Origin of the sequence: Planococcus maritimus (genome assembly GCF_001687625.2) — a bacterium.
GTDB lineage: Bacteria > Bacillota > Bacilli > Bacillales_A > Planococcaceae > Planococcus > Planococcus maritimus.
In genome coordinates this window covers 541386-554466 of the sequence record NZ_CP016538.2, presented here as the reverse complement: position 1 = coordinate 554466, position 13081 = coordinate 541386, and the positions used below count along the sequence as shown (strand labels likewise).

The 13081-nt window shown below is 44.2% G+C and carries 12 protein-coding genes, 1 tRNA gene, 1 rRNA gene and 1 pseudogene; 3 read left to right on the top strand and 12 right to left on the bottom strand.

Annotation, left to right across the window (positions count from 1 at the left end):
• Positions 1-5: 5 nt before the first annotated feature.
• Positions 6-1796 (bottom strand): HEPN domain-containing protein, encoded by a 1791-nt coding sequence (locus BBI11_RS02935; RefSeq protein WP_068460461.1) that lies wholly within the window; start codon positions 1794-1796, stop codon positions 6-8.
• Between the two features lie 409 nt (positions 1797-2205).
• Here BBI11_RS02935 and BBI11_RS16740 point away from each other — a divergent pair.
• A pseudogene (locus BBI11_RS16740) lies at positions 2206-2390 on the top strand (tyrosine-type recombinase/integrase); the annotation flags it as partial.
• 187 nt (positions 2391-2577) lie between these two features.
• On the opposite strand, the gene groL reads toward BBI11_RS16740, so the two are convergent.
• Together groL and groES are read right to left on the bottom strand one after the other, a co-directional pair.
• Positions 2578-4209 carry a chaperonin GroEL gene (gene groL / locus BBI11_RS02930; RefSeq protein ID WP_068460459.1) on the bottom strand — a complete coding sequence of 544 codons (1632 nt, stop codon included), beginning with the start codon at positions 4207-4209 and terminating at the stop codon, positions 2578-2580.
• Between the two features lie 36 nt (positions 4210-4245).
• Complete coding sequence (groES, locus tag BBI11_RS02925) at positions 4246-4530, bottom strand: co-chaperone GroES (RefSeq protein ID WP_068460456.1); 285 nt, start codon at positions 4528-4530, stop codon at positions 4246-4248.
• Positions 4531-4726: 196 nt separating this feature from the next.
• Here groES and BBI11_RS02920 point away from each other — a divergent pair, with 196 nt between their 5' ends.
• Complete coding sequence (locus tag BBI11_RS02920; RefSeq protein ID WP_083388984.1) at positions 4727-5497, top strand: CPBP family intramembrane glutamic endopeptidase; 771 nt, start codon at positions 4727-4729, stop codon at positions 5495-5497.
• Between the two features lie 448 nt (positions 5498-5945).
• Here BBI11_RS02920 and tatC read toward each other — a convergent pair whose 3' ends face one another.
• From tatC to BBI11_RS02905, 3 genes are all read right to left on the bottom strand, one after another.
• Complete coding sequence (gene tatC / locus BBI11_RS02915) at positions 5946-6719, bottom strand: twin-arginine translocase subunit TatC (RefSeq protein ID WP_068460454.1); 774 nt, start codon at positions 6717-6719, stop codon at positions 5946-5948.
• A gap of 20 nt (positions 6720-6739) precedes the next feature.
• Entirely contained in the window at positions 6740-6943 is a 204-nt protein-coding gene (locus BBI11_RS02910; RefSeq protein WP_068460452.1) for a twin-arginine translocase TatA/TatE family subunit, read from the bottom strand.
• 90 nt (positions 6944-7033) lie between these two features.
• On the bottom strand, positions 7034-7666 hold the full coding sequence (locus BBI11_RS02905) for a redox-sensing transcriptional repressor Rex (RefSeq protein ID WP_068460450.1): 633 nt from the start codon (positions 7664-7666) through the stop codon (positions 7034-7036).
• A gap of 130 nt (positions 7667-7796) precedes the next feature.
• On the opposite strand from BBI11_RS02905, the gene BBI11_RS02900 reads away from it, so the two are divergent.
• Positions 7797-9740, top strand: a complete 1944-nt coding sequence (locus BBI11_RS02900) for an ABC-F family ATP-binding cassette domain-containing protein (protein WP_068460448.1) — start codon at positions 7797-7799, stop codon at positions 9738-9740.
• Between the two features lie 364 nt (positions 9741-10104).
• Here the strand turns inward: BBI11_RS02900 and tsaD are convergent, their stop codons facing one another.
• From tsaD to rrf, 6 genes are all read right to left on the bottom strand, one after another.
• The gene (tsaD, locus tag BBI11_RS02895) at positions 10105-11124 is read right to left on the bottom strand and encodes a tRNA (adenosine(37)-N6)-threonylcarbamoyltransferase complex transferase subunit TsaD (RefSeq protein ID WP_068460445.1); all 1020 of its coding nucleotides are present in this window, start codon (positions 11122-11124) and stop codon (positions 10105-10107) included.
• Positions 11117-11572 carry a ribosomal protein S18-alanine N-acetyltransferase gene (gene rimI, locus BBI11_RS02890; protein ID WP_068460443.1) on the bottom strand — a complete coding sequence of 152 codons (456 nt, stop codon included), beginning with the start codon at positions 11570-11572 and terminating at the stop codon, positions 11117-11119. Before rimI ends, tsaD begins: the two co-directional genes overlap by 8 nt.
• Entirely contained in the window at positions 11569-12261 is a 693-nt protein-coding gene (tsaB, locus tag BBI11_RS02885; protein ID WP_068460442.1) for a tRNA (adenosine(37)-N6)-threonylcarbamoyltransferase complex dimerization subunit type 1 TsaB, read from the bottom strand. The genes rimI and tsaB overlap by 4 nt, the downstream gene beginning before the upstream one ends.
• Positions 12258-12710 (bottom strand): tRNA (adenosine(37)-N6)-threonylcarbamoyltransferase complex ATPase subunit type 1 TsaE, encoded by a 453-nt coding sequence (gene tsaE / locus BBI11_RS02880; RefSeq protein ID WP_068460440.1) that lies wholly within the window; start codon positions 12708-12710, stop codon positions 12258-12260. The genes tsaB and tsaE overlap by 4 nt, the downstream gene beginning before the upstream one ends.
• A gap of 119 nt (positions 12711-12829) precedes the next feature.
• Positions 12830-12902 (bottom strand) — tRNA-Asp (locus BBI11_RS02875).
• Positions 12903-12911: 9 nt separating this feature from the next.
• Positions 12912-13027, bottom strand: a 5S ribosomal RNA gene (rrf, locus tag BBI11_RS02870).
• Positions 13028-13081: the final 54 nt, after the last annotated feature.

The following is a 13081-nucleotide window of genomic DNA, read 5'->3' as shown; positions in this document are numbered from 1 at the left end:
TCCCTCTAATCATGGTACTTCAATTTGTAAAAAATTATTTTCCCAATGAGATTATTTACTTTCCAAATGTCTATTTGTTCAACATCGTCGATAGACTTACCATGAACTAACTTATTTCTCGCTTCTCTAATTGCATGGATTTTTTTAAAGTCTTTATCATCTATAGGAATTTTTAGCCTTGAAATCATATTTCTTAATTTCGCTAGAAGTGGCACACTTGCTAAAGAGTTCATAATTTTTTCTTTTAACTTTGTTAATTCTTCATCGCTAACATTTATATGCCGCTTTTTAAAGGCTTCTCCCCCTTGATTCGCCACCTCTCTTCTATCTGCCTTTTCTATATTACTTTTTAGTGACTCAGTTCCCAGTATGAATTCGAGAGAAATAATGGTGTAAATAATTTGGTCTTCTATATTGTCGGAGTTCCAGCTTCTTTTAAGCCATTTAAGAGCCACGAATAAACTAGACCACTTTTCATCTTGGTTATCCATGTGAAGAGAGATAAGCTCTTCATACCATTCAAAATCAGAAAGTTTTTGAAGGAAATCTTTAGTAACCGTGAATTCTACAGGTTGATAAAAGGAATCGACTTCATGTATCATTTTCTCGTTGGTGATCAAATTTTCCACATAGTAATACGTTGATACATATGGCTTTGAAAAAATATTTCCTCTCTTCCAAATGTTGTTTTTAGTTACGTTAATATCATTGATTAAATTATCTTGCTTAGAAATGTGACTTATGGAATCTAATGCAATATTTATCATAGCCAAAGCTTTTATAAAAGCTTCTTGAAAGTTACTTGCCATTAGAGGTACTGTTGCATAAGCTTCGGTTTTAAAAGAATCAAAATCTTCTCCTGAAATTCTCTTTACTTCTTCGATTTCTGGAAAAGCATCTTCTGAAGAGAAAAAACTCACGCTTCCAAGACCAAACTTCTCCGTTACAATAAAATTTTTTAATGGAAATAATAAAACATGAGGAAGAAAACTCTCTGAGTAGCCTTCTATATTAATATTTTCTCTTTGCAATCCTGATGCTCCCAAAATCGGCGTTATCATATTAGACAAACTAATATTCTCAGCTTTAACCTTTCCCATCATGAAGTTATTCAAACTATAAAAAGGGCTTGAAAAAATTAAAGTAATTTCTTCATCAACGTTCCTTATTTCATAATTTTCCCCACCGTATTGAAAAGAATTTTGACCAATTTTTAAATCTATTACAATATAGTCTAATAAATTTATAAATTTCGCATTTTCTATATTTTCTAAATCAGAGAAGCTTAATTCCCCGTAGTCAATAATCTGATCGTGACTCACATAATACAAAGATATTGGAACTAAAGAGTAATCTCCTTTTGAAATAACAGTCAATTCAACTGGAACTAGTTGACTTTTATTTGATAATAAAATATTAAACCGTTTATTAATCGTATAAAAAAAACTTTCTTTCTTTTTTTCTATGGCGAATATAGATTTTTCAAATTCATTTATTGCTTTTTCAATATCTTTAAATGAAAATTTTTCTAAGTTATATTCACTATTCGCTCTTCTAGAAATTAATTTTAAAGCCTGTAAAGCTTGCGTCTTATTAATAGAGCAAATTTCCTTTGTAGTGGCATTGAAACCTACCAGCAAAAAAACATCTTTTTCTTTTTTTTTCAAAAGAATAGCCTGAAATAATTTTCCATCTTCAACTATACTAATTGAATAGAAAATTGTTGATAAACTAAATTGATTTATTGGTAATGTTATTTCTTTAGCCATGTCTGACAAATTATAGAAGTTACTCATTGTTTGTCTCCTCTTCCAATACTAAAAAAGAAGAAGAAGGTTTACCTTCTTCAAAATAAATCATTTATTTTAGATTGATCTTCCTACTTCTCTCTTTCTACTAGTTTTTCCACAAATACTTACTAACCTAATTTTACCAATAAATATTATGCTAGACAAGAACATCATAATCTCTTTATTATGCTGTGGGAATAAATTTATTAAAAATAAAATAACTATATTTTTGTTTCTCATAGGCACAACAAAAAAGTATTAGAACCCTAATAATGGTCAAACTGACTATCAGTTATTATCGCTAAGACTAAGAAATCCGTTCGCACCATATCTTCAGATGAAGATTTAATTGCCTTTTTAAAAAGCATAGTCTTGATTAAAGAGTTTTAAAGATAAAACAAATCATTAACCGTTTTTAACTCGTCTTTTAAAGTGTTTGGACATCAATAAGTACATTACACCACTAGGCTTCAGACATATACATACTTCTCTTCTAATTGAAACTGGCGCAGGATTAAAGAGATTCAGGAACGCTTAGGACACTCAGACATTAATGAAACGATGAATATCTACGCTCATATGGCGAAAGGCATTTTTTAATTTCATTCGACTAAAATATTCATAAAAGAGGACAAAAAAGAAGACCCCCCATAAGTTCAAAGAACTTACAAAAGGTCTCACCAAAAGCTTAATTTTATTGTTTCGAAACCCGAAAGTTAGCAATACGTTAGCATTTCAAAATCCTATCCCCTACAAACCCCGTCATATCAAGGGTTGCATGGTTAGATTACATCATGCCGCCCATGCCGCCCATATCAGGCATGCCGCCGCCAGCTGGTGCTGGTTCTGGCAAGTCTGCTACGACCGCTTCAGTCGTCAAGAACATAGCTGCAACAGAAGCTGCGTTTTGCAATGCAGAACGCGTTACTTTCGTTGGGTCTACGATGCCTTGGTCCAGCATGTTAACCCATTCGCCTGTTGCTGCGTTGTAGCCGATGCCGACTTCTTCCGTTTTCAGGCGGTGAACGATGATCGATCCTTCAAGGCCTGCGTTCGTTGCGATTTGGCGCACCGGCTCTTCAAGTGCACGAAGAACGATGTTCACGCCTGTTGCGACGTCGCCTTCTTGCTCTGCTGCAACTTCGGCTACTTGGTTGTAGACATTGATCAACGCCGTACCGCCGCCTGCCACGATGCCTTCTTCAACTGCTGCACGTGTTGCGTTCAATGCGTCTTCGATGCGCAATTTACGCTCTTTAAGTTCAGTTTCAGTAGCTGCGCCGACTTTGATGACTGCAACACCGCCAGCAAGTTTCGCTAGGCGCTCCTGCAGTTTTTCGCGGTCGAATTCAGAAGTTGTTTCTTCCAATTGGCTGCGGATTTGCGCCACGCGCGCGATGATTTTCTCAGAATCGCCATTGCCTTCAACGATCGTTGTGTTGTCTTTCGACACAACCACTTTCGCTGCGCGTCCAAGTTGCGTGATGTTGGTGGATTTCAAGTCAAGACCGAGGTCTTCTGTGATCACTTCAGCGCCAGTAAGTGCAGCAATGTCTTCAAGCATCGCTTTTCTGCGGTCGCCAAATCCAGGAGCTTTGACTGCTACTGCGTTGAATGTGCCGCGCAATTTGTTTACGACAAGTGTTGCCAACGCTTCGCCTTCAACATCTTCAGAGATGATGAGAAGCGGTTTGCTTTGCTGAACGACTTGCTCAAGCACTGGAAGGATTTCTTGGATGTTGCCGATCTTCTTATCTGTAACAAGGATGAACGGGTTTTCCAGAACCGCTTCCATTTTGTCGGAATCTGTCACCATGTAAGGAGACTGATAGCCGCGGTCGAATTGCATGCCTTCTACGACATCCAGTTCCGTCGTAAAGCCGCGTGATTCTTCCAAAGTGATGACGCCATCGTTACCAACGCGCTCCATTGCTTCTGCGATCAATTTACCGACTTCCTCGTCGCCTGAAGAAATGGCCGCTACTTGCGCAATCGATTCTTTGCCTTCGATTTGCTGGGAAATGGATTGCAATCCAGTGACTGCGCTTTCCACAGCCAATTCGATGCCGCGGCGGATACCGACAGGGTTAGCGCCGGCTGTGACGTTCTTCAAGCCTTCACGGATCATTGCTTGTGCAAGAACGGTCGCAGTGGTCGTACCGTCACCAGCGATATCATTCGTTTTGGAAGCTACTTCCGCTACGAGTTTCGCGCCCATGTTTTCAAACGCGTTTTCAAGCTCGATTTCTTTAGCGATCGTTACGCCGTCATTCGTGATCAGCGGCGTGCCGAATTTCTTCTCAAGTACCACGTTGCGCCCTTTTGGCCCAAGCGTGACTTTGACTGCGTCCGCTAATTTATCTACACCTTGCAGCATCAGGCTGCGTGCATCTTCACTGAACTTAATATCTTTTGCCATGATTCGGTTCCTCCTATAAATAGAATGTATGTTTAGTTAGCCGACAATCGCAAGGATGTCGTTTTCACGTAGGATTAAGTATTCGTTGCCTTCGTATTTCAATTCCGTGCCCGCATATTTCGAAAAGACGACGCGGTCTCCTTCATTTACGTCCAGCTCTGTACGCTGTCCGTTTTCACGGATAAGTCCATTCCCTACCGCAATCACTTTGCCTTCCTGCGGCTTTTCTTGCGCCGATCCTGGCAAGACGATTCCGCTAGATGTCTTTTCTTCCACTTCGACGAGCTCAATGATGACACGATCTCCTAATGGTCTTAACAATTGAAACACCCTCCTCAAATTAAATAACTTCTAATCGTTTAGCACTCTCACACATCGAGTGCTAACCCATAGATAAGTTTAATAAAATCTTCAGTTAATTGCAAGCAGAAACCTTGGGCCGTTTTGAATTCTTTGCGCCTTTTTCCCTTAAGCCCTACAATAAAAGAAGCATGCGAAAAGAAAGGAAACTGACTTCATGACCTCAACCGATAAAACCGCTTCTTCCCCAAAATCAAAAGGGCATAAGCGCAAAAACATGCGCACGCCGCTCCTGGTCCTGCTCGTTTTCGTGGCCGTTCAGCTCATGCCGATTCTCTTTATCGGCCCGACACTCGGCTATTTCCGCGATCAAGGGCTAGACGATGCCACGGCCCGTGCTTCCACTTCCGGCTGGCTGATTTTCCTGACGATGGGCGTCGGCTTTTTAGTGACAATGGCACTCATCTTGCGCGACCGCAACTTCTTCAATATTTGGAAAGGTAAAAAATCGAGCCTTCTTGCCGCAATCGGCTGGGGCGTCCTCGGCTTTTTGCTCCTCATCATCGGGCAATCGATTGCCGCCATGATTGAAATGGCTATCGGCATCGATCCGGGATCCGCCAACACGCAGACACTCGTGCGAATCGCGGAAGTCGTACCGTTCGCAATCATCGCTGTCGTCCTGTTCGGACCAATACTCGAAGAGTTGGTGTTCCGCCGCGTCGTCTTTGGCTCCTTGAACCAAACGATGAACTTCTGGATCGCTACGGCCATTTCAGCACTGGTCTTCGCGCTCGTCCATGTCGAATTCACGCATCTCTTGCTTTACTTCACGACCGGACTGATCCTGGCAGCCCTCTATCAGCGTACTAAGCGCATCCTTACCCCAATCATCGCGCACATCATGCTGAACGGCTACGTCATGCTCATCCAGCTCAATATGGACAAAATCGAAACCTTTATCAAACAAATGGAAAACCTGCAATAACCAAAAACCGCCGCTCCTTTAATGGAACGGCGGTTTTTAATTTCTATAAGAGAAGAATAAGAAGATACCATAGTAGTGAAGGTGGCACCAACTGGCTGAGGAGGAACTCTGCCTATTGGTTGAATATTAATTCCACTAGCCGATACATTTGCAAAGGCTGAGATTATCTACACATATACTATTGAGAGCGTGACGAAATGTCCGTTTCACTCTAAAACTATCGACGGAGCGAAAGGGACTGACGCCTGTGGGACCAAGCGGGTTGGCGAGACAAAGGCGGTGGTCTTCCCGCCTTGGCTCACCCCCCGCCCTATCCCCGGGCAGTTGAAAACGCAACGTCCTGTCGCTTCAACTGCATGACCCGCATCCTGCGGGCCCCAAGCAGCCGCCAGGAGCGTAATCTCCTATCCCCAGCCTATTTTCATTCCAAACAAAAAACCTCCTGCCATTATTTCGGCGGAAGGTTTTCAGTCTGTTCATCAATGGCCTGCTGCTGTTCGGCACGCAGGAACTTGCGGTAACCGATGCGCGCAATGACCACACTGAATTCATACAATAAAATCAGCGGCAAGGTCACGATCATATGAGAAATAATATCCGGCGGCGTAATAAACGCAGCAATCGTGACCAGCACCAAATACGCGTATTTCCGGTATTTTGTCATCAACATCGGCGTCAAAATGCCGAGTCGTGTCAAAAATAGCATCAATACCGGCAGCTGGAAGATAAAGCCGAACGGCAAGGTAATCTGGAACAAAAACTGGAAATATTCATTGATCCCGATCGTTTCCTGGATATCCAGGCTCTCCGATATATTGAGCATGAACCCAATAACATACGGGAACAGCACCAAATACGAGAAAGCGATGCCGCCGATGAACAGCGACACAGAAAACGGGATATACCCAAGCGTCACTTTCCGTTCCCGGTCCGATAACCCCGGACTGATGAATGCCCAGAATTGGTACATGATCAGGGGAGACGTGATGATCAAAGCCAAAATCATCATGACTTGCATATAAATCTTAATTGGATCGGTAATCTTGAACGCATTCAAAGTCAGGTTTCGGGCTTCTTCACTGAACTGCAAATAACGAATCAGTGGCTCCGCGAGAAAAAATCCCACAATGAGCGCCAACAGAAAGAAAACGACTATTAAGGTCAGCCGTTTTCTGAGTTCACCTATATGTTCAACTACTGTCATTTCATTTTGTTGGTTCATCGGACAAACATCCTATCGTGTTACTTGTGCTCGTCTTTCTTATCTAGATCGTTTTTCTTTGCTGGTTTGTCATCGTCATCGTCATCAGCCAATCCTTTTGTAGCGTTTTTGAATTCGCGCAAGGAAGAACCGAATGCTTTACCTAGTTCCGGCAATTTTTTCGGGCCGAAAATCAGCAAGGCGACAATCCCGATGATGATCAAACTTAGTGGACCTGGAGCCATATCAGACACCTCCTGTAGTATGCTTCTAGTGTACATGAAACAAGGCCTTTTGGCTATTTGCAATGGCCGTTCAAATGTGAAGGTTTTATGTTAATCATGCTTGATTTGGTAGATCAAGGTCTGCAGCTCGACCGATAAATCGATCGTCTGCACGCGGATATGTTCCGGCACGGAAATGCGCACCGGCGTGAAGTTCAAAATGCCTTTAATGTCAGTCTCAGCGAGTCGGTCGGTCACTTCCTGTGCCGAACGCGACGGCACCGTCAAGATAACCACTTCCACACCATATTGCTTGATCTTTTCTTCAATCAAATCCGGATGGTACGTATCGATGCCACTAATGGTTTTGCCTTCTGGCGGACTATTCGTATCAAAGGCCAGGATGATTTTCGTGTTGTGATTGCGGTGGAAATTGTATTTTAAAAACGCGCTGCCGAGGCTTCCGACACCGATCAAGGCGACATTGGTCGCTTCGTCCTGGTCTAGCGTCTTACGGAAAAACGCTAAAAGCTCTTGGACCTCATAACCGTAACCTTTTTTGCCGAGCGCACCGAGATGGGAAAAGTCGCGGCGAATGGTCGCGGAATCGATTTTCATCGCTTCGCTCAACTCCTGAGAGGAGATGCGTTTCTGTCCGGCATTGGCGAAATTCTGGAGAAATCGGTAATACAAGGGCAGCCGCTTCGTTGTTGCTTGCGGGATTTTGTGGGATTCGTCAAGCATGGGATCGCTTCCTTCTGAACTGTTGTCAAATCGTATCAATCTTACATGACGGACCTTGATATGTAAAGGCTTGCCCGATTGCGAAGCGCAGTCCCATCAGCTACACTTAAGAGGAATAGAGGTGACCTTAATGATCGTATTGCAAGTCAATCAAATCCATAAATCATTCGGTGCCGAGGAAATCATCTCAGGCGCCAAACTCGAAGTCCAGCACCGCGACCGGGTCGCACTTGTTGGCCGCAACGGTGCCGGGAAATCCACATTGCTAAAAATCATCGCTGGGGAAATGTCCTATGACAGCGGCGACTTAATCATGCCGAAAGATCTGACAATCGGCTATTTGGAACAACAAACCGACTTGAATTCTGATGCCACTGTGTGGCAGGAAATGATGAAGATCTTTGTCCATTTTCGTGAGCAAGAAGCTCAGCTGCGCAAACTCGAAGCCGATATGGCTGACCCGGACATCTACAACGACGCAGAACGCAACGCCAAAGTCATGCAGGAATACGACTTGTTGCAAACCAATTTCAAAGACGCCGGTGGCTATCAGTTTGAAGCTGACACACGCGCGGTGTTGCACGGCATGAAGTTTTATCCGGAAGACTACGAAAAGAAAATCACTTCCCTATCAGGCGGCCAGAAAACCCGCCTCATGCTGGCGAAGCTTCTGCTTGCCAAGCCTCAGCTATTGATTCTCGATGAGCCGACCAACCACTTGGACATCGAAACCTTGAGCTGGCTTGAAAACTATTTGAAAAATTATCCGGGTGCCTTGCTCATCGTATCGCATGACCGTTATTTCCTGGACCAAGTCGTCACGCTCGTCTACGAAGTGTCGCGCAAGAAGGTTCGGAAATATACCGGCAACTACAGCCGCTATTTGAGCGAAAAAGCGAAGCAATACGAACTTGACCGCAAACATTACGAAAAAGAGCAAGGCGAAAAAGCCAAACTCGAAGATTATGTGGCCCGCAATCTAGTTCGCGCCTCCACGACCAAAATGGCGCAAAGCAGGCGGCGTGTGCTTGAGAAAACCGATTGGATGGAAGCTCCTGAAGGCGACGAAAAATCGGCCCGTTTTGGCTTTGATATCCTAAAGCAAAGCGGCAACGACGTGTTGAACATTCAGTCCTTATCGGTCGGCTACCACAATCAAGCCGTGTCGAACAACGTCGCGTTGAAACTCTACCGTACTGAAAGCTTGGCGCTCGTCGGACCGAACGGTGTCGGCAAATCGACACTGCTTAAAACCATTATGAAAGAATTGCCGGCACTCGCAGGCGAGATCCATTACGGCACCGGCATCCAATTTGGCTATTACGACCAGGAACAAGCCAACTTAAAGGGCAATAAACTCGTTCTCAACGAATTATGGGACGATTACCCTCACGTGAACGAAAAAGACATTCGCGGCATTCTCGGTCGTTTCCTCTTCACTGGAGACGATGTGCTAAAGCCGGTATCGACTTTATCCGGCGGCGAAAAGGCCCGCGTGGCACTCGCCAAGTTGATGATGCAAAAAGCCAATGTACTGTTGCTGGATGAGCCGACCAACCATTTGGACCTCGACAGCAAAGAAGTGCTCGAGAACGCCTTGATCGACTATCCCGGCACACTGTTATTTGTTTCCCATGACCGCTATTTCATGAACCGGATCGCCACAAAAGTGGTGGAACTATCTACTGGCGGCACTACCGAGTACTTGGGTGACTACGATTATTATGTCGAGAAAAAACTCGAAATGGAAGAACTCGCAGCGCTCGATGCACTAGAAGCAAAAGCGAAACAGCCCGAAACCCAAACATCCTCCTCTACTTCACAAATTGACAAAGAAGCAAAAAAGCTCGAACGCCAACTAGTGAGGAAAAATAGCGAAATCGAACAAGCGATGGAATCGCTCGATGAAGAAATCGCGGCAATAGAAGAACAATTATGCGAGCCCGATATTTTCCAGGACCATGAACGCGTCATGCCTTTGCAAACACGCCTTGAAGAGCTCAAGCAATCGCATGAAGCCACCATGACCGAATGGCTCGAACTACAAGAACAACTTGAAGAACTGAACTCCTAACCGCATACTGGGTATGTGGTTTTTCTTTTCCCTACATATAGGTCAATACCATTTATCAAAATAAATATTTCCACAGATTTGTGCACATCTAAGAAGTTGAAGAATCAACTATCAACAGACTTATGAACATTATCCACAGGCTCTTTTTCTTTTATCCACATAGTTTTCCACCTACCAGCCTACAATATATAGGAAATCCACTAGTTATCGATAGCTTATTAACAGCTTATTCACAAATTGTGCATAAGTACAAATGTTCTCTATTGACAGAAAACATCTTTATATGTCCTTGTAAGAATTGGATATTATTCATAAAAAAAGAAGCAAAGCCGCAATTCTCAATCAATTGCGGCTTTGCTTTCAGTTAAATCCAGGAATTCAAAGGCATCCCCGGACGCCCATTCATGGCCATATCTCCTGTTAATCCTTTTTCATACATAACAGTCCCAGCCGCTGCAATCATCGCTGCATTATCGGTACAGAGTGGAAGCGGCGGAATGAAGAATGGAATTTGCTCTTCTTCAAAAGTCTTGGTCAGTGATGTACGCAGCCCTTTATTTGCTGCCACACCTCCTGCGGCGATCACTTGTTTAACGCCGAATTCCCTTGCTGCACGCAAGGTCTTTGCCGTTACGACTTCGACGACGCTATTTTGGAAACCTGCAGCTACCGCTTCCGGTACTGGATCTTCCCCACGCTGTTTTAAATTATGCATATAGTTCAGCACCGACGATTTCAATCCACTAAAGCTGAAATCATACGATCCTTCTTCCAGCCAAACCCGTGGAAAATCGACTGCCTCCGTACTTTGTTGTGCCAAGCGATCGATATGCGGGCCTCCTGGATACGGCAAATTCAATGTCCGTGCCACTTTGTCATACGCTTCTCCTGCAGCATCGTCCCTAGTCTCACCAATGACGGTAAAATCACCATGCTCTTTCATCAGGATTAACTCAGTATGGCCTCCTGAAATGACCAACGACAAAAGAGGAAACTCCATTTCCTGTTCCAAGCGATTCGCATAGATATGGCCTGCGATATGATGCACGCCTACTAACGGCAAGCTATGTGCAAACGCAAAGGCTTTCGCTGCATTAACCCCAACTAACAAGGCTCCAACTAGCCCCGGCCCTTCTGTGACAGCTACTGCAGACAATTCAGATGGCGACAGATTTGCCTGCTGCAATGCTTCCTCAATGACAATCGTGATTTGTTCGACATGATGCCGCGACGCTATTTCCGGAACAACACCCCCAAAACGCTTATGGCTCTCGATTTGCGAAGCCACTACATTGGAGATGATCTCAGTTCCATTTTTCACGACCGAAGCTGCCGTTTCATCACAACTCGTTTCTATTCCCAACACAAAAATATCTTCATTCATTGAAATTCACCCACATCACTATGGCATCTTCCTGGTTATCCGTATAATACCCTTTTCGGATGCCACCATTTTGAAATCCAAGTTTCTTATACAAATTGAGCGCGGCTATATTGCTGACACGCGCTTCTAAAGTCATCAGTTTTGCGCCTTGCGCTCTTGCTTGATCCATGGCCTCTCTCATTAAAGCTTCCCCGTATTTATTGCCGCGTTGTTGAGGGGAAATGGCGATATTGGTAATATGCGCTTCGTCCATTACGAGCCACATGCCACAGTATCCAATGACCCCTTCTGCCGTTTCACCCAGTACGTAATACGCAAATTCATTTTTCAGCATCTCTTGCTCGAACGCCTCTTTGGTCCAAGCCAGCGTAAACGATTGTTTTTCAATTTCATATACTGCATTCACGTCTTGAATGGTCATTTTACGAAATTTCACTGGGTTGCTCATTGGTTTTTACCTTTTTCTGTTTTTGTCAGATTGGCTTCTGCTTCAGTGATCCGCCGATATTCCGGAACTGTATGATGAACTTCTTTGACGTTCTCACCTGCAGCTAATGCAATCAGCTTAGAAGCACGCGGAAGTCTGTTGGGAAACGGTGCAAAATGCGCCAACTCACCTAGCGTCTCTTCGATCAACGAGCGATGAATTTCAAGATCGACACCCGTAAACAACACTGGACGCTCTTGCATACGAACTTGTTCCAAAAACGCCTTGAAGTCGCTGTGCTGATCGGAAATTATCGTTTTCAAATGTTGACCTTCATAAAGCCCAGTAAACACGGTACCGCGCCTCGCATCCATCACCGGGCAAACCAACCCGTCAAAGCCTTGGCCATTTCCTGCAAGCACCTTCAAACTGGATACCGAAACCAATGGAATTTTTAACGACCAAGCGAGCGTCTTGGCGATCGTCAAGCCTATTCGAACACCTGTATAAGAACCAGGTCCTTCTGCAACAACAATTTGTGTCAAATCGCCTGGAGCAATTTTCGCTTTTTTCATCAATTGCTCAATCGCCGGCATCGCTGTTAGCGAATGATTAATCTTTAGATTTTGAGTTTCTTCTATTAATACTGTATCGTCTTTCACCAAGGCAATAGCCAACGGAGAATTCGACGTGTCGATTCCTAAAATCATCGTGTTAGCTCCCTGCATAAGTTTTCGTAACGGATACCGTGCGGTTCAAACTCCACTTCGCGTCCCTCTTCAGACAAGCGGCGAATGACAATCTCTAAACGGTCTGTCGGTAAATATTCGTCAATAAACTGAGCCCATTCAACGACCGATACTGCTTCTTCCGCAAATAATTCATCAAATCCGATATCTTCATCGCTGTTTTCCAAGCGGTATACATCAAAATGGTTCAAGTTTACCCTGCCATCGTATTGTTTTAGGATGGTGAAAGTTGGACTATTGACGGTTCGTTCGATACCAAGCCCTTTTGCCAATCCTTTAGTAAAAGTCGTCTTTCCTGCGCCTAAGTCACCTTCTAGTGTAAGCAGGTCTCCCGGTTGCAAAAGCGAAGCCACGCGCATAGCAAGTTCTTCTGTTTGTTCTGGCGACTGCACTGTTATCGTGTAGCTCATATCTGTTCACCTCGTTTGAGTCTTTTCATAGTTTAGCGGAGATAGCCCAGCAAATCAAAATATATTGTTTCCATAGAAAAAGAGCACAGCGGGTTCGCTGTGCTCACTTTTTGGAATGACGGTCCCGACCGGGATCGAACCGGCGATCTCCTGCGTGACAGGCAGGCATGTTAACCGCTACACCACGGGACCAAAATTATAGACCAGCGACGTCCTACTCTCACAGGGGGAAACCCCCAACTACCATCGGCGCAAAAGAGCTTAACTTCCGTGTTCGGGATGGGAACGGGTGTGGCCTCTTTGCCATCATCACTGGACTTTTGAGCTTGTTCGCTCAAAACTGGATAAATCGACATTGGATTATGGAAACG